This is a genomic window from Microbacterium sp. F51-2R (genome assembly GCF_052180235.1).
Lineage (GTDB): Bacteria > Actinomycetota > Actinomycetes > Actinomycetales > Microbacteriaceae > Microbacterium.
On sequence record NZ_CP197470.1, the window covers coordinates 2,602,172 to 2,624,145 of the forward strand.

Here is a 21,974-nt window from a genome sequence, read left to right on the forward strand (position 1 = left end):
CGCGCGCCAGTGGATGCTCGAGGTGCGGTCGATCACCAGGCCCGCCCGTCGGTAGAAATAGCCGCGCACCCGGTGCGACGGGAAATAGCCGAGATCGGTCAGGAGTCGAAGGCGCAGATCGCTCCACACACCTCGCCACCATCCGACGGCGGCGCGCACCGGTGCGGGAGCGACGGCTTTGACGGCCTGGCGCAAGCTCGACATCGGACCCCCACCTGAGCTGTATGCGGTCACGACGAATCTAGCCGACGGGGTGCGCGGTGCGAGCGGCCGTGTCGCGAACCTTCCCGGCCGATCTAGTTGAATGGACCCACCGGCCGGAGGGGGGAACGAGATGGCGCGGCGCATCGGTGCCTATGTGCTCCCCGGCGACACGGTCTGGCTGGAGCGCACGCTCCGCGCCTACTACCCGCTCCTGGACGCTCTGGTCGTACCCGTTCCCGCTGACGGGCGGGGGTGGACGGGAGCGCCCATCCCGGTCGACGAGGCCCTCGCGGCTATCGAGCGCGTCGATACGCGCGGTCTCCTGCGGCGTGTGTCGGGGACCTGGACGCGCCCCCACGAGCCGATGCGTGCCGACACGGCGCAGCGGAACGCCGCGCTTGCGGCACTCGCCGGCGAGGTGGACTGGGTGATCCAGCTCGACAACGACGAACTGCTTCCGGATGCCGCGGCCCTCGTCGCCGCGATCGAAGAGGCCGAGAAGCGGGGCCTCGATGCGGTCGAGTGGCCGATGCGGGTCCTCTTCCGTCGCACGCGCAGGCACCTCTTCGAAGTCGTGGCGGGCGACCGCTCCCGCCGCTACGACTACCCGGGCGCGATCGCCGTGCGTCCGCACGTGCGGGTCGTGGACGCCCGCCGGGTGAGTGTCCCGTTCCTCCGCCCCGTCGTGGCCGGCGACAAGGCATCGCTCCAGCTCGCCCATCCCCTGGCCCCCGGGGAGGAGCGGTGGGAAGGGGTCGAGCCCGAGCAGGCGGTGATCCACAACTCGTGGGCGCGAAGCCCCCGCGAGATCCTGCAGAAGACCCGCTCCTGGGGTCATGCCAGCGGGTGGCGCGGCCGCCTCTACTACGCCGCCGTGTGGCTCCCGGCTCCCCTCACGTGGCGGTGGGCACGCGACATCCATCCCTTCGCCCGCGGTCTCTGGCCCCGCCTCGAGCGGCGTGCTCCCGGCCCGGGGGAGTCGCCGTGATGCACATCGTCGTCGTCCTCAACTGGCACGGCCGCGACGACACGCTTGCGTGCGTGCGGTCGATCCTCGACGGAGAGCCCGACGTCGAGGTGCTCGTCGTCGACAACGGATCCTTCGACGGCACGCTCGACGAGCTCGCGCCCGAGCCGCGCGTGCGCACGCTGCAGCTCGAGCGCAACACGGGCTTCTCGGGCGGGATGAACCGGGGTGTCGAGCGAGCCCTCGCCGCGGGGGCCGACGTCGTCACGATCCTCAATAACGACACGCTCGTGCCCGCAGGCTCGCTCTCGCGGCTCGCGGAACTCTCGGCCGGGCGGCGCGCGGTCAGTCCCACCGTGCTGTACCGCGACGAGCCCGACCGGATCTGGTTCGGCGGCGGCACGCTCGACATGCCCGACGGCTACCCGCACCACACCCCGGACGACGCCCTTGCGCCGTGCGTCGACGGCGTCCGCACGACGGAACTGCTCGCCGGATGCTGCATCACGGCCTCCGCCGAGACGTGGCGGGCCGTGGGCCTCTTCGACGAGCGGTTCTTCCTCAACTTCGAAGACTCCGAGTGGAGCGTGCGAGCGCGGGGCCGCGGCATCCGTCTCCTCGTCGCGTGCGACGTGCGCATCCTGCACGCCGTCTCGGCGTCGTTCCGGGGGGCGGCCGCCTCGCTCGGGAGCTTCTACTTCCTCCGCAACGGACTGCTGTTCTCGAAGCTCGTCGGGGCCGGCTCCGGCGCCCGCGTGCGGTTCCTGCGCCGGTTCGCGCTCGGCGGTCTGCGCCGCGCGACGTGGCCGCAGCGTCGGCGCGCGCTCGTCGTGGCGGCGTGGGCGACAGGTGCCTACGGCCTCACTCGCTTCGGCGAAGCTCCGGCCGCGCTGCGCCGCACAGCCGCCCGCTGGCAGCGTCAGGCGACGGTGTAGGCGAAGTCGGTCAGGACGACCCCGCCCGCGATGGCCTCGCCATCGGCGATCTCGGGATACGGCAGGTCGGGGAGGATCTCGAAGGATGCCGCGCCCTCCCACGCATCGAGGATCCCCTGCCGGCAGACGAAGACGTCGACCGAGTAGCGTCCGGGCCGAAGCCACAGGCCGTCGATCGTGAGCGTGAGCCGGCGGGGCGCCGACCCGTCGAGCCAGACGCCGTGCACGCGGGAGTCGCACTGCGCGAGCACGACGCCGTTCGCGTCGTTGACGTGTGCCGAGACGAAGTAGGGGAGCGTGACGTCGGCGTTGCCCTCGACCTCGATCTCGATGACCTTGGTGTCGGCGACGTGGAAGGTGGCGTCGGTCGTGACGGAGGCCGCTCGCAGCTCGCCGGTGCCGGGACGACGGGATGCCTCGACCTGCGCGGCCGCGTAGTCCTCGAACGATGCGCGGTAACGGCCCATGACCTCGTCGACGGGGCCGTGCGCGACGAGCCGGCCGGTCTGCAGGAAGAGGGCCGACGTGCAGAGGGTGAGCACCGTCTGCATCTGGTGGCTCACGTAGAGCACAGTGCGGCCGTCGGCCGCGGCATCCCGCATCTTCGCCAGCGACTTGCGCTGGAACTCGGCGTCTCCGACCGCCAGCACCTCGTCGATCGCAAGGATCTCGGTGTCGAGGTGCGCGGCGACCGCGAAGGCGAGCCGCACGTACATGCCCGAGGAATAGCGCTTGACCGGGGTGTCGAGGAACTTCTCGACACCAGAGAAGTCGACGATCTCTTCGAAGCGCCGCACGATCTCGCGCCGCCGCATGCCCAGGAGCGTGCCGTTGAGGAAGATGTTCTCGCGGCCGGTGAGCTCGGGGTGGAACCCCGTGCCGACCTCGAGGAGGCTCCCGACCCTTCCGTTCAGCTCGATGCGGCCCGTCGTCGGCGCCGTGATGCGGGTGAGGAGCTTCAGCAGGGTCGACTTGCCCGCGCCGTTGCGGCCGATGATACCGACGGCCTCGCCCTGGGGGATCTCGAAGTCGAGCGCGTGGAGGGCGTCGAAGGATTCGACTTCGTGGCGGCGGAACGGGTTCTTCGCGAATTCGACGACCGCTTCGGAAACCCGGTTCGAGGAGGAGCGGTGGCTGATGCGGTAGGTCTTGGAAACGTCGTGCGCGGTGATCGCGGACACGCGATTCGCCATGGGTCCTCCGCAGTTCGGTCGCCGAGACATCGGGGTTTGCTCGCCGGGTTTTTACGGTATCATCGCCAACGTCGCCCCTATCGGGCGTGCGGGTGTTCCGAGAGCTGGGGTCATCGGACACATCCTCGCAACGCAGCACACGTTCCCCGCACAGCGCAATAAAGACTTCTGGCCGTCGAACTGGGATCGCCGGCCGACTCTGGGGAGGGTCCACGATGAGCGAATTCGAAGAGCAGCCCACGGGCGGCATCAGTCGCCGCACCGTCACGAAGGCCATGGTCTGGGCCGTGCCCGCGATCGCGATCGCCGCGCCGGTGCCGGCATTCGCGGCGTCCGGCGGCAGCTTCAACCTCTCGGGCGCCGGCTGCAAGCTGCCCGGCAACTCGAACAGCATCTACAAGGGCTATGCGTTCCGCCTGTCGATCGCGAACACGACCAACAGCTCGATCACGCTGAACATCACGCAGATCACGCTCAACAACGTGAGCCTCGGCCAGGTCAAGATCGTGAACCTCGACACCGGCAACAGCCAGGTCAACCCGTTCCTGATCCCGGCGAACACGTCGTACCCGAACCTCGCCCTCCTCACCGAGAACGCGACCAACAGCTCGAACGGCACGCTGTCGGTCACGTACACGATCGACGGCGGCAACACGTTCACCACGGTGACCGCCACGGTCACCTCGGCGCCCCCGATCAACGGCGCTTCGTGCAGCACCTTCACCGCTGCCGAGAAGGTCACGATCAACTCGGCCATCGGCGGCGTTCCGTCGTGGCAGGCCAACACGGCCTATGCGGTCGGCGACACGGTCCAGGTGACGGGCGGCTTCCTCACGGCGATCGTCGCCGGCACATCGGGCGCGACCGAGCCGGCGCTTCCGGCACCGGGCGGCACAGTCGTCGACAACACTGTGACGTGGCAGCGCCCGGGTTGATCCCGCTTCACTGACATCGCGAAGGCCCCGCTCCGGCGGGGCCTTCTGCGTATCCGGGCCGCTCCGACAGGCGGTGCCGATCGGCGGCCCCGGTCGCCGGTGCGTCCGGCACCCCGCCGAGTCCGGTCAGATGAGGTCGGCGAAGACCCGCTCGTACCGCTGGAAGATCGTCGCGCCGACGAAGAACACGACGACCGCGGCGATCGCGGAGCCGATCAGCTGCCACGCGGGCGGCATGGCAGTCCCGAGCACCGACCAGCGGAAGCCGTCCATCATCCACGCCAGCGGGTTGACGAGGAAGAGGGGCTGCAGCTCGGCGGGCACGGCATCCGTCGAATACGCCACGGGAGTCGCGTAGAGCGCGACCTGCAGCACCCACGGGAGCACGTACTGGACGTCGCGGTACTTGACCATCCACGCCGATGCGGCCAGGCCTATGCCGACGGCGGTCGCGCCGATGACGAGCACCCACACCGGCACGAGCAGCACGGGCCAGCCCGGGTTCACGCGGTATATGACCAGGAGGACGACACCGAGCAGGAATCCGACGCCGAAATCGAGGAGCGTCGAGCTCGCGGTCGAGAGCGGCACCAGCATCCGCGGGAAGAAGACCTTCGACACGAGCGCCTGGTTCGCCACGAGCGACGGGGCCGCGCGCGAGACCGTGCTCGAGAAGAGCGTCCACGCGAGCATGCTCATGAACGAGAAGAGGAAGTACGGCACGCCGCCTGAGGGAAGCTGGGCGACGGCGCCGAACACGAGAGCGAAGATGCCCGCTGTCGCGAGGGGCTGGATGAGCACCCAGGCCACGCCGATGAACGTCTGCCGGTACCGCAGCACGATGTCGCGCTGGCCGAAGCGGAAGGCGACCTCGCGCGCCTCCCACAATTCGCGCCAGGGCGGAAGGGCGAACCTCCCCGGAGGCGTGATGACGGTCGGGCGCACGCCTCGATCGTACCGGCCCGTCCGGCACGCCCCTCCGCCGCCGCGGCCGTCAGGCGCGTGCGAGCCCGTCGATCACGGCGCGCATGGCCGCGGCGCGCTCGTCCCAACTGGCCACGGGAGCCTTCGTGCGCCCCGCCGGCGGCGTCGGCTGCGCGAGTGCGGCGGCGACCGCACCGGGGAAATCGGATGCCGCCACCACCCGCACATCCGCATCGGCGGCGTCGCGGAAGCCGGCGACGGGCGTCGCGATCACGGGGCGGCCGACCGCGGTGTATTCGTACAGCTTGATGGGGTCGAGGCTCTCGGTGAAGGGCGTCACGACGTGCGGCACGACGAGCACCTCGGCGTGCTGAAGGTAGCCGATGACATCGTCGCGGGAGCGCGGCCCGAGGAGCAGGGCCCCCGCCTCGCGCAGGCGCTGCGTCGCTGTGTCGTCGAGGGCGTTCGGTCCGACGAGGACGAGCCGCCCGTCGGCGCCGAGGGCGCGCGCCGTGGCCTCGCAGACCTCGAGGTCGAGGCGGTCGGTGTGCAGCGTGCCGACGTACACGGCGGCGCGCGGCGGGAGGTCGGCGGGGCGCGGCCGGGGGGCACGGTACGCCTCGACGTCGACCGCGTTCGGGATGAGTGTGATCGACCCCGGGCGCCCGCCCGATTTGCGGCGGACGAGCTCTGGGGAGCAGGCGACGACGGCGCCCGCGTGGCTGAGGAGCCACGCCTCGTCGTCGCGGATGCGTGCGATCTCGGCGGTCGCCCGCTCCGCCGCCGCCCAGTCGTCGGTGATGTCGTAGAGCGTCGGCCACCCGGTGAGTCGCGCGACGGCGGCGCCGTCGGGGTCGTTGACCCAGAGGAGCGGATGCCGTATCCCCACCGCCGCCGCAGCGCGCTCGACAGCGCGCGCCAGCCGCTCGTCGGCGCGCCGATCGATGCGGCGGGGGAGCGCCTTCACCGCACGGAACCGGAGAAGCCTCCCCTCGAAGCCCGGTGCCGGAGCGGGATCCAGGCCCCTCGCGGGTCTCCGCCGCGACACGAGGTCGTGCAGGGGGTCGGCGGGCGGCTCGACGAAGAGCACCCGCAGCGACGGGTCACCCTCGAGCAGACGCGCGACGAGATGCTGGTTCCGCCGCCAGACGTCGTCCCACGCCTCGAGTGAGATCACGACGAGATCGGTCATCGCCGAGACCTCGCGCGCACCGCGATCGCGGCGCGGTAGACCTCTTCCGTGCCGCGCGCCTGGGCGGCGATCGAGAACTGCGCCCGTTGCCGCGCGCGGCCCGCCTCGCCGAGGGCGAAGCGGCCTGCCGCGTCATCGCCGAGCGATGCGAGCGCGCGGGCCGCGGCATCCGGATCATCCGCTTCGAACAGTGCTCGCGGATCGAGACCCGCGAGGATCTCGCGATGCCCGCCGGCGTCGGCCGCGACGACGGGGAGCGCCGCCGCGAGGGCTTCGATGACCGCGAGCCCCAGTCCCTCGACGGGGCACGGGGCGAGAAGGACGCCGGCGGTGCGATACCGCTCGGCGAGGTCGTCGCGGAAGCCGAGGAACCGTGCGTCGACGCCGAGCCGGGCCGCGAGCTCTTCGAGCGCGGCGCGCTGCGCGCCCTCACCGGCGATCTCGAGCGACCAGCCGTGCGCGGCGAGCCCGGAGGAGGCGAAAGCGCGGATGCCGAGATCCGTGCGCTTCTCGGACTCCAGGCGCTGGGCCATCAGCACCGTGCGCTCGCGCGGGCGGGCGGGCAGGTCGGAGACGGCGACGCCGGAGTGCACGACGGTGCTCGCGCGACCGATCGCGTCTGCGACGGCTCGGCTGATCGAGAGCTCGGCGTCGATGGTCCCCGCGACGAGGGCGTCGATGGGGAGGCCGGCGAAGCGTCCGCGCGGGCTCGTGAAGTGGCGGGTCGAGACGATCGGGGGCCGTCGACGCCTCGCCGCGAGCGCCATGACGGCGGCGGCGTCGGCGGCGGTCATGTGGGTGTTGACGACATCCGCGCCCGGTGCGGCGCGGGCGATCGCCTGAACGGTCTCCGCCGTGCGCGTGGCCGGTGCGAATGAGAGCGCCGGGTGCGCCAGGCCGGGACGCATGCGAGCGGGATCGCCGCCGATGACGTGCACGCGGTGGCCGTCGGCGGCCTGCTGCACCGCGAGGCGGAGCACGAACTGCTCGACGCCGGCGAACGCCGCCGACCTGATGGCGTGGACGATCCGCAGCGGGCCGGTCATGTCGCGGCCCGCGGAGCGGCCGCCGACTCAGCCGCTTTCTCGGCGGCGAGCTCCTCGGCGAGGTCGAGGTAGCGCCGGGCGATCTTCGGCCACGAGTACTCCGCGACGCTCGCGCGGGCGGCCTCGGTGAAGGCGCCGACGGGGCGGGCGGCGATGCGCTCGAGGCGGTCGGCGATCTCGACGGGGTCGCGGCCGACCAGGTAGCCGTTCACGCCGTCCACCACGACCTCCGGCGCGACGCCCACGCGGGTCGCGACGACAGGGAGCCCCGAGGCGAGCGCCTCGAGGAAGACGAGGCCGCTGGACTCGTACACGCTCGGCAGGACGAACATGTCGGCCGCCGCGAGGTATTTCTGCAGTCCGTGCTGCTCTCCGAGGAGCATGACGCGATCCGAGACGCCGAGCTTCTCGGCGTAGGCGCGAGCGTCGTCGACCATCTTGCGGATGCCGCCGATCACGAGCAGCAGTACGGTCGGCGCGTGCACGAGCGCCTCGATCGCGGCGGGCAGGCCCTTCCGGTCGAATTCGTGGCCGACGAAGACCGCGACGCGGTGCTCGTCATCCAGCTGGAACATCGCCCTGGCCTCGGCGCGCTCCTCCGGCGTCGGCGGGCGGTACGCGTCGAGGTCGACGCCGTTGGAGATCACGACGACGGGAGGCGCGACGCGGCCGTACGAGTCCCGCAGGGTCTGCACCTCGGCGGCAGTGAGCGCGACGATGCGCCGATGGATGTGCCCGCGATAGCGCGCGCGGTCGCGGAAGTGCGTGTAGATGTGCGTGGGGTCGCGGAGGAAGCGCCAGAAGGTGTTGCCCCGTGCACGCATGGCCGCGAAGAGCACGCCGTGGTTGACGTAGACGTCGCCGGCCATGACATTGCTGTGCACGATCGCGATCGTGTCGGGATGCTCGGCGAGATACTCCTTCGCGCGCTTCGTGCCGACCGTCGAGAACCAGACGACCCGCCACGACGACACGATGCGCGCCGAGATCCGGCCTCGCGTCGCGATGGGGTCGCGGGCGCCTTGCCGCGCCCGGGTGAAGGTGAAGGTATCGACCGCGACTCCCAGGAGCCGCAGTTCGCGATCCAGATTCCACGCGACACCCGCGACACCGGACCCAGCCCCCATGAACGGCACGATCTGCACGATGCTGGTCACGCGGTCTCCCCTCGACCGAATCCCCCTCAGCCTATCCAGGCAGGGGCACGGCTCACGGCACTAGCATCTGCCTATGCCCGACGCCTTCCCGGTCGCGATGCCGCTCGTTCTGGCGGTCGTGCTCATCGCGAGCGGCGTGGCCAAGCTGCGCGCGCCGGACGACCTCGCGGGATGGCGCGATCTCGGCGTACCCGCGGCCTTCCGACGCGAGTGGCTGCGACGCCTCCACCCCTGGGCTGAGCTCGCGCTCGGCGTGGCGCTCGCGGTGCTCGGCGGGTGGCTCGGGCTCCTGGCCGCTCTCGTCGCACTCGCGCTCATGCTCGCGTACACGGTGCTCGTCGCGCGTGTCGTGCGGCGGTCGGACGACACCTCGTGCGCGTGCTTCGGCGCACGCAAGCGCGTCACTCGGGTCACGCTCGTCCGCAACATCTGGCTGAGCCTTCTCGCGCTCGTCACCGCCGCGGTCGTGTGGGCCAACCCGCTCCTCGGCGGCGCCGTGGTCGCCGCCACGGCAGACCTCGTGTGGGTCGTCGCCCTCGCGGTGGCGGCCGTCACGGCCGCCCTCGTCGTCTGGCCCGAGGGTGAGGCATCCGTCGCCGTATCGCCGCCCGCCGCCGCACCTGCCGTCGGCGGCGCCGACGATCTCGACTACATCCGCACGCGCACGCCGGCGGTTCCCGTGACGATGGCGGACGGGACCGTCGTCAACCTCCGCACGCTCGCCGCGCGCAAGCCGATCCTGCTGCTCGCGGTCTCGTCCGTCTGCGGCCCCTGCGAGTCGATCTACGAGAGGCGCGACCAGTGGCGCGCCCTGCTTCCGGAGGTCGATGTGCGGCTGCTCCTCGCCGAGCCGGCCGCGATGAGCCGCTGGACCGAGCGCGACGAGCCGCAGTCGCTCCACGACGTCGAGGAGTACGTCGCGGGCTCGATCGGCGACTGGGCGACGCCGACCGCCGTGCTCATCGGCGCCGACGGCCTCCTCGCCGGGGGGCCGGTCACGGGCGACCTCGCCGTCGAGGCGTTCGTCGGCGACGTGTACGAGAGCCTGCACGGGGAGCGCCCCGGGCAGGCCGGGTCAGTGCACGACGGTCCGGTGCGCGACGGCCCGGTGCACGACGACTCGGTGCGCGAAGGCCCGATGCGCGACGGCTCAGCTGTCTGAGAGACGCCGCTCGACCCGGAGCGGCCCCAGCCGGTAGAGCGCCGCGCGCCGCCGGGCGGCCGCACCCGCCTGGCCAGGGAGCATGAACGAGCGGACCATGGCACCCGCCCAGACGGCGACGCGCGCGACCTGCCACCCGGTGGAGCCGAAGTGCTTGCGGAAGTACCGCTCCTGCGACGCATGGAAATGGGCATCGCGCCGCCGCGCGTCGCTGCTCGTCGCGGCTCCCTCGTGGAGCGCCTCCACGCCCGGCACGAGGGTGTGGCGCCAGCCCAGGCGCGAGGCCCGGTACGCCCAGTCGGTCTCTTCGGCATAGAGGAAGAACGCCTCGTCGAGCCCGCCGACCTGCTGCAGCGCCTCGGCGCGCAGCAGCAGCACGGCGCCGATCGCATACGTCGGCCCGCGCTGCAGCCGGCCGAGCCCGACAGCCTCGAGCACGGCGTGGGCGGGCGAGGGGAACGGCCACGCGACGCGGGCGCGGTGTCCGGCGGCATCCGTCTGCGCGGGAGCGACGCTCGCGAGCCGCGTGTCGGCACGCAGGGCGGCCTGCAGGGCGGCGACCCCGTCGGGCTCGATGCGCGCATCGGGATTGAGCAGCAGCACGTCGGCGCCGGGGCGCTGACGGTGGGCGAGCCCGTGGTTCACGCCCGCGGCGAAGCCGCCGTTCCGACCCGGGTCGAGGTAGCGCACGCCGAGCTCTGCGCACAGCGCCGCGATCTCGGGGAGCGACGAGTTGTCGACGACGGTGACCGGGAGGGATGCCACGGGCTCGAGCGCCGCGCGGAGAAGCTCCGGTGCGCCGTACGCGACCACGATGATCTCGACCTCGGGCCAGGTCGCCGTCGGGTCGTCCTCGTGCAGCGCGGACCGGTACAGCGCGAGGTAGTCGTCGGCGACGGACTCCCACGAGCACTCGGCCGCCCGCGCCGATCCGAGCGCGCGCAGCTCGTCACGCCTCGTCGTGACGGCCTCGACGAGAGCGGTGCACAGAGCCGCGGCATCCGCTTCTCTCACGACGATGCCGGCCCCGCCGACGACATCCGGGAGCGCTCCGGAGTCGCTCGAGACGACCGGCACGCCGCTCGCCATCGCCTCGATCGCGACGCGGCCGAACTGCTCGACCCAGGTCGGCGTCGTCAGCGACGGAACCGCGAGCACGTCGATTCCGCGGTAGAAGTCGGGCACGGCGCCCGGAGGAAGACCACCGATGAGCTCGACGCGGTCGGAAAGGCCGCGACGGGTGAGCTCGCTCGGCAGCAGAGGGCCGAGCGGGCCGTCGCCGGCGATGCGGGCGCGCAGGCGGGGATCGCCCGCGACGGCGTCGAGGAGCACGAGCACGCCCTTCTCGGGCACGAGGCGGCCGACGTAGCCGACGGTGATCGCCGGCGAGCCGGGCCCGCTCTCCGTCTGCGGCGCGTTCGACGGGCTCGGCCCGTCGGATGGGGCCGGTGAGGAGGACGCGGGGGAGAATTCGTCGAGATCGACCCCGAGCGGGATGACGCGGGCCCGGCCCGGGAAGCCCTTGCGCTCGGCGATGCGGGCAGCCGCCGTGTTGCACGCCGACACGCCCGCCGCCGCGCGCAGCGCAGAGCGCTCGAGCCACCGGAACGGCACCGGGTAGCGCTTGGCGATGTTCTGCGCGGTGTAGAGGACGAACGGACTCCGAACGCGGCTCAGCGCCCGCAGCAGCCGCACCTCCGCCGTCGCGAGGGCGAAGGGCTCCTCGTGGATGTCGACGAGGTCCCACCCGCGACGAAGCGCGCGCAGCAGCGGCCTCGGATCGTAGACGAAGAGGGCGGGGTGCGTGCCCCACGTGCGGACGGACGTCACCTGCTCGCCGGGTAGGGGGTGCGGCGTCACCTCGACGCCGCCCTCGACCCAGTGCGCCGCGCAGACGACCTCGACCACGACGCCGCGTGCGGCGAGAGCACGTTCGCGGCCGCGCCACGCGTCCACGCCGGCGCTATGCGAGATCCTGAGCACGCGCACGGCTCACCCCCATAGACTCGATGGGCGAAACTCTATCGGGCCCGGCCCGGGCGACCACTCGGCTGGGGAGGCGAACGTGGGCGAGAGCAGTCGGCGTCCGCGCACGCTCTTTCTGGACCATGTCACGGTGCCCGGGGGCGCCGAGCTGGCCCTGGTGCGGATGCTGCGGGCCGACCCCGACTGGAACGCCGTCGTGCTGCTTCCCCCGGGTGGCGACGCCGGCGTGTTCGCCGATCTCCCCCTCCCTGTCCGATCCGCCGGCGTCGCCCAGCGCTTCGGAGCGAGCACCGCGTCCGCGGCCGAACAGGTCGGCAACGCGCTGCGGCTCGCCGCGCAGGCCATCTCGACCCGCCTGAACCGTGCCTTCCGCACTGCTGACGTCGTCGTGGCGAACACCACCCGCTCGGCGGCTTACGGGGCTCTCGCGGCATGGCTGTCGCACGTGCCGTTCGTCGTCCACATCCGCGACATGGCCGATGCCGAGGCGCTCGGCGGCGCCGGCGCGGCGATCATGCGCCGGATCGTGCTCCCGCGCGCGGACGGCATCGTCGCCGACACGAGACGAGCGCTGGCCTCGGCGCTGCCATTCGCCGACCCGCGGATCCCCGCGGCCGTCATCCCCAGCGCCTCGGGCCTGAAGCTGCGCCCGCCCGCGCCGCGCCCCGACGGACCGCTCGTCGTCGGAATGCTCGCGCGCATCGACCCCTGGAAGGGGCAGGAGCTCCTCCTCGACGCCTTCGCCCGCGCCTTCGGCGGCGGCCAGGAGCGACTGCAGCTGGCCGGCAGTGCTCCGTTCGGCCACGAGGACTTCGCCGCCCGCCTCCGGTCCCGCGCGGAGGAGCTCGGCGTCAGCGGGCAGCTCGACCTCCTCGGCCACGTCGCCGACGTCGACGCGCTGCTGGATCGCTGGCACGTCGGCGTGCAGGCATCCCTCCGCGCCGAACCCCTCGGGCAGAACGTCCTGCAGTACCTCGCCGCCGGCTGCGCGACGATCGTCGCCGACGAGGGCGGGCCGGCCGAATGGGTCGACGACGGCGTCAACGGGCTTCGGGTCGCCCCGCGCGACGCGGGTGCGCTCGCGGCGGCGCTCCGACGACTCGCCGACGACGCGGGCCTGCGCGAACAGCTCGCAGACCGCGGCGCGCGGACGCCGCGATTGCAGGAGGATGCCGAGATCTCGGCCGAGCACCGCCGGTTCTACCGCGAGGTGCTGGCCGCCCGCACGCGGCGGAACGCCCGATGACGGGCTTCACGGTCTTGACGGTCTGCACCGGCAACATCCATCGCTCCGCTCTCGCGCACGAACTCCTCGCGACCTGGGCGCAGTGGTACCTCCCGGCGGATCTCCGCCGCGACGTGACGGTCGGAAGCGCGGGGACGGGAGCAGCCGTCGGCGCGCCGATGGGCGTCACGACCTGGCGCATCGCACGGTCGCTGGGCGCCGAGGACGGCTCGCATCGCGCGCGTGCCGTGACCGATCGCCTCATCGCCGAGGCCGACCTCGTGCTGGCCGCTTCGCGCGCGCACCGCGACGAGATCGTGCGCCGCGACCCCCGGGCTCTGCGGCGCAGCTTCACGATCCGCGAGGCCGGCCGCATCGCGGCACTCGCCGCGCCGGGGCATCCGCACTCGCCCGACGATCTGCGCGCCGTCGTCGCACGCATGGCAGACCGGCGCGCCGATGCGGCACCGCACTCGCGCTCCGACGACGACATCATCGATCCGCAGGGCCGCGACGTCTCGGCCTACGACGCCATGGTGCGCGAAGAGGTGCCGCCGCTCGTGCGGCTGGCCGTCGTGCTGTTCGGGATGCCGCGCGCCGACGCCGACGAGTACCTCAGGGTAGCCGGCGCCCCCGCCCTTCTCAGGTGAGGCGGGGCCGCCGATCGTTCTCTTCCCAGGCGGCGCCTGGGATGATCGACCTCACGGTCGCCGCGCGGCCGTGGATGCCCCCTCGTCGAAAGGCATGACCATGTCCGCACGTTCCGTTCTGGCAGGCATCGGCGCGCTCGCGCTCGCGGGCCTGCTCCTCGCCGGCTGCTCCACTCCTTCGGGGGCCCCCGGCGCATCGAGCGAGACCTCGCCCTCGCCCTTGGTGCAGGCCGACCCCGATCTCGGCGCCGCGTGGCTCGACGGCGGTCGCATGATCGGCCTCGTCACGCTCGGAAGCTCGACGTGCGTCCCGGTCGCCGACGAGCCGAAGCTCGATGGCGACGGCGTGCTCCAGGTGGCGCTCATGGCGCCCGAGTCGAACAGGGCGTGCACCGCCGACCTCGTTCCTCGCGTGACCCTCGTCGGCGTCCCGGCCGACGTCGACCCTGCCGCCGATCTCCAGATCCAGGTCTCGGGCGACGACTACTACGGCGAGGTCGAGCTCGCGGGCGTGGAAGGTCTCACGGCCGGCGGTGAGACGGACTACAACCCGAGCGCCGGATGGGCGACCGCCCCCGGCCAGTTCGTCCTCCTCACGTGGGGCTCGTCGAGCTGCGTGCCCGTGGTTCAGGATGTCGCGGCCACCGGGCCCGCCCAGGTCACGGCGACCTTCCAGACGCCCCCGGCCGACCAGGTCTGCACGATGGACATGGCGCCCCGCGCCCAGGTCGCGGCGGTCAACGATCTCAGCGAAGGGTCGAACGTCGAGCTCGTCCTGACGGGCGACCAGTACGAGAACGTGAAGGTCCCGATCTACGGCTCGAACGCCGTGTGACCCGGCATGGCGTCCGGAGGCTCCGGACGCTATGCCCACGGCGAACAGCGGCTTGCGGCATCCGGTCGCTCGTTACCCTCGTCTGTAAGGCGCCCGGTGCATCCGCACGCAGTGCGTCCCGGAGGAAGAACGATGTTCGAGAGATTCACCGACCGTGCCCGTCGTGTGGTCGTCCTCGCCCAAGAAGAGGCGAAGATGCTGAACCACAACTACATCGGCACCGAGCACATCCTGCTCGGGCTCATCCACGAGGGCGAGGGCGTCGCCGCCAAGGCGCTCGAGTCGCTCGGCATCTCGCTCGACGCGGTGCGCGAGCAGGTGCAGGACATCATCGGCCAGGGGCAGCAGCAGCCGACCGGTCACATCCCCTTCACGCCGCGTGCCAAGAAGGTGCTCGAGCTGTCACTGCGCGAAGCGCTGCAGCTGGGCCACAACTACATCGGCACGGAGCACATCCTGCTCGGCCTCATCCGCGAGGGTGAGGGCGTGGCGGCCCAGGTGCTCGTGAAGCTCGGCGCCGACCTCAACAAGGTGCGCCAGCAGGTCATCCAGCTCCTGTCGGGCTACCAGGGCAAGGAGCCGGCCGCCGTCTCCGGCGCCGCGCACGACAACCCGCAGGCTGCCCAGGGCGGCTCGCAGGTCCTCGACCAGTTCGGCCGCAACCTCACGCAGGCCGCGCGCGAGAACAAGCTCGACCCGGTGATCGGGCGCGAGAAAGAGATCGAGCGCGTCATGCAGATCCTGTCGCGCCGCTCCAAGAACAACCCCGTCCTCATCGGCGAGCCCGGCGTCGGCAAGACCGCCGTCGTCGAGGGTCTCGCCCAGGCGATCGTGAAGGGCGATGTCCCCGAGACGCTGAAAGACAAGCAGCTCTACTCGCTCGATCTCGGCTCGCTCATCGCCGGTTCCCGCTACCGCGGCGACTTCGAGGAGCGCCTCAAGAAGGTCACCAAGGAGATCCGCACGCGTGGCGACATCATCGTCTTCATCGACGAGATCCACACGCTCGTCGGGGCCGGTGCCGCCGAGGGCGCGATCGACGCCGCGTCGATCCTCAAGCCCCTCCTCGCCCGTGGCGAGCTCCAGACGATCGGTGCGACGACCCTCGACGAGTACCGCAAGCACTTCGAGAAGGATGCCGCGCTCGAGCGCCGCTTCCAGCCGATCCAGGTCGCCGAGCCGAGCCTTCCGCACGCCATCAACATCCTGAAGGGCCTGCGCGACCGCTACGAGGCGCACCACAAGGTGCAGATCACCGACGGCGCGATCGTCGCGGCGGCGAACCTCGCCGACCGCTACATCAGCGACCGCTTCCTGCCCGACAAGGCCATCGACCTGATCGACGAGGCCGGCGCTCGCCTGCGCCTGTCGATCCTCTCGAGCCCGCCCGAGCTGCGCGAGTTCGACGAGAAGATCGCCAAGGTCCGGGAGGACAAGGAGCAGGCCTCCGAAGACCAGGACTTCGAGAAGGCCGCGTCGTTGCGCGACGAGGAGAAGTCGCTGCTCGCCGAGCGCCTGCGCCTCGAGAAGCAGTGGCGCTCGGGTGACGTCGCCAGCCACGCCGTCGTCGACGAGGGCCTGATCGCCGAGGTGCTCGCCCAGGCGACCGGCATCCCGGTGTTCAAGCTCACCGAGGAGGAGTCGAGCCGTCTCGTCTTCATGGAGAAGGCGCTGCACCAGCGCGTCATCGGCCAGGAAGAGGCGATCGCTGCTCTCGCCAAGACGATCCGTCGTCAGCGCGCGGGCCTCAAGGACCCCAAGCGTCCCTCGGGCTCGTTCATCTTCGCCGGACCCACGGGTGTCGGAAAGACCGAGCTCGCCAAGGCGCTCGCCGAATTCCTCTTCGACGACGAGCAGGCGCTCATCGCGCTCGACATGTCGGAGTTCGGTGAGAAGCACACCGTCTCGCGGCTGTTCGGTGCCCCTCCCGGATTCGTCGGCTTCGAAGAGGGCGGCCAGCTCACCGAGAAGGTGCGTCGCAAGCCGTTCTCGGTCGTGCTGTTCGACGAGATCGAGAAGGCGCACCCCGACATCTTCAACTCGCTCCTGCAGATCCTCGAAGAGGGTCGTCTGACCGACGGTCAGGGCCGTGTGATCGACTTCAAGAACACCGTCATCATCATGACGACGAACCTCGGCTCGTCTGCCATCGCCGGTGGCCCGGTGGGGTTCCAGGTCGAGGGCAACAGCGGCACGACGTACGAGCGGATGAAGGGCAAGGTGAACGAGGAGCTCAAGCGCAACTTCAAGCCCGAGTTCCTCAACCGCGTCGACGACATCATCGTGTTCCCGCAGCTCGACAAGGACGAGTTGCGCCAGATCGTGGGTCTGTTCACCAAGCGACTCGGTGAGCGGCTGCTCGACCGTGACATGACGTTGGAGCTGACCGATGCCGCGAAGGACAAGCTCATCGAGATCGGCTTCGATCCGACGCTGGGCGCACGACCCCTGCGTCGCGCGATGCAGCGTGAGGTGGAGGACCGCCTGAGCGAGAAGATCCTGCACGGCGAGCTCAACACGGGCGATCACATCAGGGTGGACGCGCAGAACGGCGAGTTCGTCTTCGAGAACGGCCCGCGCGGCGAGAAGGTGGCCGTCGGGGTCGTCTCGACGCCGGAGATCTCGGCGACGCCCGACCTTGCGATCACCTCGGACTGACTCGATCGGGGCCCTCCGGCCCGACGAAACGACGAAGAGCGGATGCCTCGGCATCCGCTCTTCGTCGTCTGCGGGTTGCTCGTCGACGTCTGCGCGCTCGTGAGAGTTCCCTCATCCAGTGGGAGATCGACCGGAGATTTGGCAGGGTGGTACCAGGCGGTCAGAAATAGCCCGTGTCGTTACCTTCGGCTTCTGAGCCATACGTTATGTGCTGCGCTTCGGTGCGGCCGTGAGTGCCCCCGCCCACCCGACCGCAGGAAACGAGGAACAGCAATGATCGAGCGCGCCACCAGATTCGGACTCGTGGGAGCGGCCGCTTCCCTAGCGCTGGCCGCGGCCCTGGTCGTCGCACCGTCCGCGGCGCCGACCGCCTCGGCTGCGGTCGGATGCAGCTCGCTCAACGGGGTCAGCGTCACCGCCCCCAGCTACTCCGCCTCCGCGGTGGTCCTCAACGCGGGCGACAAGATCACCGTGACCGCCTCTCCGGTGACCTCCACCCAGAAGATCCTGCTCTCGGCCGCCAACGGGCTGAATTTCGCTTTCTACGAGGGCTTCGCGGCGACGGGCGTCACCTACACGGCGCCCGCGGCCGGAAGCTACAGCCTCAGCTGGGCGCTGGCCAAGTCGACGGAGCCCACCCCGGCCAACCTGACCTGGACGATCACAGCGACGTGCTCGTCGGCTGTGGTCTCACCGGACCCGACCACGACCGTGCCGAAGGGCAAGGGCAAGAGGAAGTAGCGTCGCCCGACCTCGCGATCACCTCGGACTGATTCGATCGGGGCCTTCCGGCCTGACGAACGAATGGAGAGCGGATGCTTCGGCATCCGCTTTTCGTTGTTGTGGGTGTTATTTGAGGCTGCCGGCGGTGAGGCCTTCGGTGATCTGTCGGTTGAAGGCGATGTAGATGATGATCATGGGGATTGTGACGATGGAGAGTGCGGAGAAGAGCAGGCTGTAGTCGGTGACGTATCGGCTGGAGAAGGCGAGGAGTCCGGTGGGGATGGTTTTGAGTTCGTCGTCTTGGATGTAGAGGAGGGCGAGGAGGAACTCGTTCCAGCAGGAGAGGGCGGAGAAGACCGCGACGGTGGCGAGGCCTGGTCGCAGGAGTGGCATGGCGATCATGCGGAAGATGCGGAAGTCTCCGGCGCCGTCGATGCGGGCGGCTTCGAAGAGTTCTTCGGGGATCGCGTCGAGGAACACTTTGAGGAGGTAGGTGGCCAGGGGGAGTCCCATGGCGGTGTAGGGGATGATGAGGGCCCAGTAGGTGTCGGTGAGGCCGAGGTTGGTGAAGATCGTGCTTTGGGCGATGAAGTAGGACTGCAGCGGCAGGATGAGGCCGAGGGAGAGCAGTCCGAGCAGGAGTTTGGCTCCGCGGAAGCGGTAGCGGCTGAACGCGAAGGCGGCGGCGGAGGAGAGCGCGAGGATCGCGAGTACCGATACCGAGGTCACGATGGCGCTGTTGAGGGCGTAGCGGCCGATGTTGCCGATTTCCCAGGCCTGCGCCCAGATCGAGAAGTCGAACGAGGTGGGCAGGGAGAACGGGGTGGTGAAGATCTCCGTGTTGCTTTTGAAGCTGGAGAGCACCATCCATACGAGCGGGATGAAGAAGATGAGCGCGAGCGCGGCGAGGCCCACGTAGACGAGGCCTCTGCCAAGGCGGATGGCGGGGTTCATCGGACGACCTCCAGGGTGGGGACGGATGCCGTGTCCGCCGGGTCCGGTTGCGCGACCGTGTTTCGCGCGGTGTTTCGCGCGGTGTTTCGGGTGGTGTTTCGGGTGGACTTGCGTGAGGGCCGATCGTCGCTGTCGCCGCGTCGGCGGATGGCGGTGGCGATGAGGCCGATGGTGACGACGACGGCGGTGAGGACGACGGCCATGGCTGAGCCGTAGCCGACTTGGCCGGTGTGGAACACGGATTGCACGAGGTAGGTGGTGGGGATCTCGGTGGAGTGGTAGGGGCCGCCGTTGGTGAGGACGTAGAACAGGTCGAAGGATTGGAACCCGCCGGTGACGCAGAGGAGGATGGCGACCTCGATGGAGTTGCGGATGATGGGTACTCGCACGCGCCAGAAGATGGTGTTCTCGCGGGCGCCGTCGAGGCGGGCGGCTTCGACGACTTCGGTGGGGACCTGGCGGAGGGCGGCGTAGAAGATCGTCATGTAGAAGCCGGCGTAGACCCAGCCTGAGACGAGGCAGATTGCCAGCAGTGCGGTCTGTTCGTCGCCGAGCCAGACGCGGGTCCAGTCTTCGAGGCCGAGTGCGCGGAGGGCTCCGTTGACGAGCCCGAAGTCGGGGTTGTAGATGAAGGACCACAACACCGCGACGACGACCATCGGCAGCATGACGGGGGTGAAGATCGCGACCCGGAACCACAATGATCCGCGTGTGACGGAGATGGCGATGCCGGCCAGGACGAGCCCGACCAGCACCTCCACGACGAGCGTGACGAGGATGTAGATGACGACGTTCACGAACGACTGCTGGAACACGGCGTCGCCGAAGGCGCGCACGTAGTTGTCGACGCCCACGAACACCGCCTCGGAATACCCGTCCCATTCGGTGAGGCTGAACGCGCCCGTGAAGACGAACGGGACGAGCACCGCGAACCCGAAGACGATGAGCGCGGGTGCGATGAAGAGGTAGGGGGCGAGGGGTCGGTGTGCTCTCATGGGGTCCTCCGGTCAGGAGTGTGCGGGGCCGAGGGGGTGCTCGGCCCCGCACAGGGAGTTACTTGGAGGTCTGCTCCTGGAGCTGGGTGACCGCGTCGTCGGCGCTGGTGCGGCCGCCGAGGACCTCGGCGAGGCTGCGGTAGAACGCGTCGGCGACGTCGAGGTCGTAGCCGGTGTCGGGCGGGCTGATGACCACGGGCGCCTCGGAGAGGAGGGAGTTCAGCCGGATGGTGCGCTCGTCGATGGACGCCGATGCCGTGGCGGTGACGGGAACGGCCTCGGCCTCGATGAAGGCCTGCGTGTTCTCCGCCGAGCTCAGCAGAGCGAGGAACTCGGCGGCCTTCTCCTGCTTGTCGTGGCCGCTCTTGGCGTTGACGACGTATCCGGTGATGACGCCGATGACGCTGTCCGGGTCGGCCTCCCCGGGCATCGCCGGGAGGTTCACGAAGTCGAAGTCGAGGTCGGGGGCTTCGTCGATCGCCCAGCTCACCAGCCACGAGCCGATCGCGTGCATCGCGGCCTTGCCCTGGAAGAACAGCTGCGCGCCCTCGTTGTCGTCGATCGCGTTGACCGACTCGTTGACGCACTTGTGCTGCGCAAGCTGCTCCACGTAGCCGAAGGCGGTCTTCCATTCGGGGGTGTCGAAGTCCGCCTGCCCGCTGAGTGCCTTGTCGTACTCCTCGTGACCCACGACCCGCGAGACCAGGTGGGCCAGCCAGTTCCCCGCCGCCCACAGGTCCTTGTTGCCCGAGGCGATCGGCACGATCCCGTCGGCGGCGAGCGTGTCGCACGCCTCGAGCAGCTCGTCCCACGACGTCGGTGCCTCGAGCCCTTCGGCGTCGAGGATCTCGGTGTTGTACCAGAGGACGTTCGTGACATCGGCGATGTGGGGCACCATCAGGATCCGTCCGTCGGCCGTGACGGCACCGTACTGATCGTCCTCGAGCACACCGGTCAAGGGCCCGTCTTCGACGAACGGCGTCAGGTCGGCGACGAACCCGTCGTCGTTGCGCGTGGCAAGGCGGTTGCCCGCCCACTCGAAATACACGTCCGGCGCATTGCGACCGTTCAACAGGTTCGGCAGCCCGATCGTCTGATACATGTCGTCATCCTGGAAGTTCAGATCGACCTTCCACCCATCGTTGGCCGCCTCGAACTGCTCAGCCACCGACTCCCACACCCGGATCTGCGCCTCACCCGGAGAACCCATCGCCACCCGAAGCGTCTTGTCATCCGCCGCCGACGCCCCACCACCAGCACAACCGGCGAGGGCGAGAACCACGACTCCCACCACAGCCACCGCGGCGGCGCTGTGGAGACGCTTGTTCGCCGTGGATGCGGCTGTGGCGGCCCGAAGCGGGCGGGCATGTGCGACTCTGCGCATGTGTCACCTTCTAGTTAGTAAAGTTTCCTATCTGGAGATTAGACCCTAGGCACGGGGGTTCTGTCAATCCCGAGGATCACAGGGCGGGAAAACGGCGGCGCGTCGCCGCCGTGGCACGAGCCCGTGAGGGCGAAGTCGACCGTTGACACCGTGGGACCGCGCCACTACGGTGCAGGATAGTAAGGTTTCCTAACTCGGTGGAGATCGTGGCGCAACGGACTGACGAACGCCCGAAGCATCCATCGGATCGGATTCAGCACGACCTCTCAACATCACAACCAGGGAAGGAAAAACCATGCGCTTCAAGTGGAAGCCAGCGGTTCTCATCTTTGCTCTACTCGCCGGCCTCACGGGAGCGGCGCCGGCAGCATTCGCTGCCCCGCCTGTCACCGCAGGGAAGGCGACGGTGCTCTACACCTACGATCAGGCGCTGACCAAGCTCGGCTCGTCCGATGCAGAAGCCGCTGTGAAGATGTACCTCGGGTTCGTTCAGGACGCGACGTATCGTCCCGCAACCGCGAACCCCGGTGTCGACATGCCGACGGATCTTGCGAACGCCAAGACCTTCGTCAACTACGAATTCGATGTCAAGCCGTCTCTCTTCCCGGCGCTTCGCGGTGTGAACACCTCGGTCCTCGACCACAACCGAAAGAACCTGTGGATCGGCACGGATAAGGGCGTCACGAAGATCGAGCTGAAGAGCAACAGGGCGACGGAGTACAAGACCGCCGACAAGCAGCTCGTCGACGACGAGGTACTGCTGCTCATCTCCGACGGCGGCAAAGGCGTGTTCGCGATCACGGAATCCGGCGTTGCCCGGATTTACGGCTAAGGAAGGGCAGCCACTCA

19 protein-coding genes are annotated in these 21,974 nt (G+C 70.0%); 10 read left to right on the plus strand and 9 right to left on the minus strand.

Features of this window, described 5'->3' with window-relative positions; translation table 11 throughout:
- Positions 1–334: 334 nt before the first annotated feature.
- Positions 335–1,192 carry a hypothetical protein gene (locus tag ACSBPH_RS11655; RefSeq protein ID WP_442574497.1) on the plus strand — a complete coding sequence of 286 codons (858 nt, stop codon included), beginning with the start codon at positions 335–337 and terminating at the stop codon, positions 1,190–1,192.
- Positions 1,192–2,106 carry a glycosyltransferase family 2 protein gene (locus ACSBPH_RS11660; RefSeq protein ID WP_442577299.1) on the plus strand — a complete coding sequence of 305 codons (915 nt, stop codon included), beginning with the start codon at positions 1,192–1,194 and terminating at the stop codon, positions 2,104–2,106. Before ACSBPH_RS11655 ends, ACSBPH_RS11660 begins: the two co-directional genes overlap by 1 nt.
- Here ACSBPH_RS11660 and ACSBPH_RS11665 read toward each other — a convergent pair.
- On the minus strand, positions 2,091–3,299 hold the full coding sequence (locus tag ACSBPH_RS11665; RefSeq protein ID WP_442574498.1) for an ABC transporter ATP-binding protein: 1,209 nt from the start codon (positions 3,297–3,299) through the stop codon (positions 2,091–2,093). The genes ACSBPH_RS11660 and ACSBPH_RS11665 overlap by 16 nt on opposite strands.
- Before the next feature lie 215 nt (positions 3,300–3,514).
- Here ACSBPH_RS11665 and ACSBPH_RS11670 point away from each other — a divergent pair, with 215 nt between their 5' ends.
- Entirely contained in the window at positions 3,515–4,234 is a 720-nt protein-coding gene (locus ACSBPH_RS11670; protein ID WP_442574499.1) for a hypothetical protein, read from the plus strand.
- Positions 4,235–4,360: 126 nt separating this feature from the next.
- Here ACSBPH_RS11670 and ACSBPH_RS11675 read toward each other — a convergent pair whose 3' ends face one another.
- From ACSBPH_RS11675 to ACSBPH_RS11690, 4 genes are read right to left on the minus strand one after another with little or no spacing between them, the layout of a single operon-like run.
- Positions 4,361–5,179, minus strand: coding sequence for an ABC transporter permease (locus tag ACSBPH_RS11675; RefSeq protein WP_442574500.1), 819 nt, complete (start codon positions 5,177–5,179; stop codon positions 4,361–4,363).
- Positions 5,180–5,228: 49 nt separating this feature from the next.
- The gene (locus tag ACSBPH_RS11680) at positions 5,229–6,350 is read right to left on the minus strand and encodes a glycosyltransferase (RefSeq protein ID WP_442574501.1); all 1,122 of its coding nucleotides are present in this window, start codon (positions 6,348–6,350) and stop codon (positions 5,229–5,231) included.
- Positions 6,347–7,396 carry a glycosyltransferase family 4 protein gene (locus ACSBPH_RS11685; protein ID WP_442574502.1) on the minus strand — a complete coding sequence of 350 codons (1,050 nt, stop codon included), beginning with the start codon at positions 7,394–7,396 and terminating at the stop codon, positions 6,347–6,349. The genes ACSBPH_RS11680 and ACSBPH_RS11685 overlap by 4 nt, the downstream gene beginning before the upstream one ends.
- On the minus strand, positions 7,393–8,553 hold the full coding sequence (locus ACSBPH_RS11690; RefSeq protein WP_442574503.1) for a glycosyltransferase family 4 protein: 1,161 nt from the start codon (positions 8,551–8,553) through the stop codon (positions 7,393–7,395). Before ACSBPH_RS11690 ends, ACSBPH_RS11685 begins: the two co-directional genes overlap by 4 nt.
- Before the next feature lie 73 nt (positions 8,554–8,626).
- On the opposite strand from ACSBPH_RS11690, the gene ACSBPH_RS11695 reads away from it, so the two are divergent.
- Positions 8,627–9,715 carry a MauE/DoxX family redox-associated membrane protein gene (locus ACSBPH_RS11695; RefSeq protein ID WP_442574504.1) on the plus strand — a complete coding sequence of 363 codons (1,089 nt, stop codon included), beginning with the start codon at positions 8,627–8,629 and terminating at the stop codon, positions 9,713–9,715.
- On the opposite strand, the gene ACSBPH_RS11700 is transcribed toward ACSBPH_RS11695, so the two are convergent.
- Positions 9,704–11,671: a glycosyltransferase gene (locus ACSBPH_RS11700; RefSeq protein ID WP_442574505.1), complete on the minus strand. Its 1,968-nt coding sequence runs from the start codon at positions 11,669–11,671 to the stop codon at positions 9,704–9,706. The genes ACSBPH_RS11695 and ACSBPH_RS11700 overlap by 12 nt on opposite strands.
- Before the next feature lie 160 nt (positions 11,672–11,831).
- Between ACSBPH_RS11700 and ACSBPH_RS11705 the strand changes: the two genes are divergently transcribed.
- The 5 genes from ACSBPH_RS11705 to ACSBPH_RS11725 all read left to right on the plus strand — a co-directional run bounded on the left by ACSBPH_RS11705 (position 11,832) and on the right by ACSBPH_RS11725 (position 17,810).
- Entirely contained in the window at positions 11,832–12,947 is a 1,116-nt protein-coding gene (locus tag ACSBPH_RS11705; RefSeq protein ID WP_442574506.1) for a glycosyltransferase family 4 protein, read from the plus strand.
- Positions 12,944–13,576 carry an arsenate reductase/protein-tyrosine-phosphatase family protein gene (locus ACSBPH_RS11710; RefSeq protein WP_442574507.1) on the plus strand — a complete coding sequence of 211 codons (633 nt, stop codon included), beginning with the start codon at positions 12,944–12,946 and terminating at the stop codon, positions 13,574–13,576. The genes ACSBPH_RS11705 and ACSBPH_RS11710 overlap by 4 nt, the downstream gene beginning before the upstream one ends.
- Before the next feature lie 100 nt (positions 13,577–13,676).
- The gene (locus tag ACSBPH_RS11715; RefSeq protein ID WP_442574508.1) at positions 13,677–14,411 is read left to right on the plus strand and encodes a hypothetical protein; all 735 of its coding nucleotides are present in this window, start codon (positions 13,677–13,679) and stop codon (positions 14,409–14,411) included.
- Between the two features lie 132 nt (positions 14,412–14,543).
- Positions 14,544–17,069 (plus strand): ATP-dependent Clp protease ATP-binding subunit, encoded by a 2,526-nt coding sequence (locus ACSBPH_RS11720; protein ID WP_442574509.1) that lies wholly within the window; start codon positions 14,544–14,546, stop codon positions 17,067–17,069.
- A 273-nt stretch (positions 17,070–17,342) separates the two neighbouring features.
- On the plus strand, positions 17,343–17,810 hold the full coding sequence (locus ACSBPH_RS11725) for a hypothetical protein (RefSeq protein WP_442574510.1): 468 nt from the start codon (positions 17,343–17,345) through the stop codon (positions 17,808–17,810).
- A gap of 108 nt (positions 17,811–17,918) precedes the next feature.
- On the opposite strand, the gene ACSBPH_RS11730 is transcribed toward ACSBPH_RS11725, so the two are convergent.
- From ACSBPH_RS11730 to ACSBPH_RS11740, 3 genes are read right to left on the minus strand one after another with little or no spacing between them, the layout of a single operon-like run.
- Positions 17,919–18,746 (minus strand): carbohydrate ABC transporter permease, encoded by an 828-nt coding sequence (locus tag ACSBPH_RS11730; RefSeq protein ID WP_442574511.1) that lies wholly within the window; start codon positions 18,744–18,746, stop codon positions 17,919–17,921.
- Positions 18,743–19,741 (minus strand): carbohydrate ABC transporter permease, encoded by a 999-nt coding sequence (locus ACSBPH_RS11735; protein WP_442574512.1) that lies wholly within the window; start codon positions 19,739–19,741, stop codon positions 18,743–18,745. The genes ACSBPH_RS11730 and ACSBPH_RS11735 overlap by 4 nt, the downstream gene beginning before the upstream one ends.
- A 58-nt stretch (positions 19,742–19,799) precedes the next feature.
- Complete coding sequence (locus ACSBPH_RS11740) at positions 19,800–21,125, minus strand: ABC transporter substrate-binding protein (RefSeq protein WP_442574513.1); 1,326 nt, start codon at positions 21,123–21,125, stop codon at positions 19,800–19,802.
- A gap of 295 nt (positions 21,126–21,420) precedes the next feature.
- On the opposite strand from ACSBPH_RS11740, the gene ACSBPH_RS11745 reads away from it, so the two are divergent.
- The gene (locus tag ACSBPH_RS11745) at positions 21,421–21,957 is read left to right on the plus strand and encodes a hypothetical protein (protein WP_442574514.1); all 537 of its coding nucleotides are present in this window, start codon (positions 21,421–21,423) and stop codon (positions 21,955–21,957) included.
- Positions 21,958–21,974: the final 17 nt, after the last annotated feature.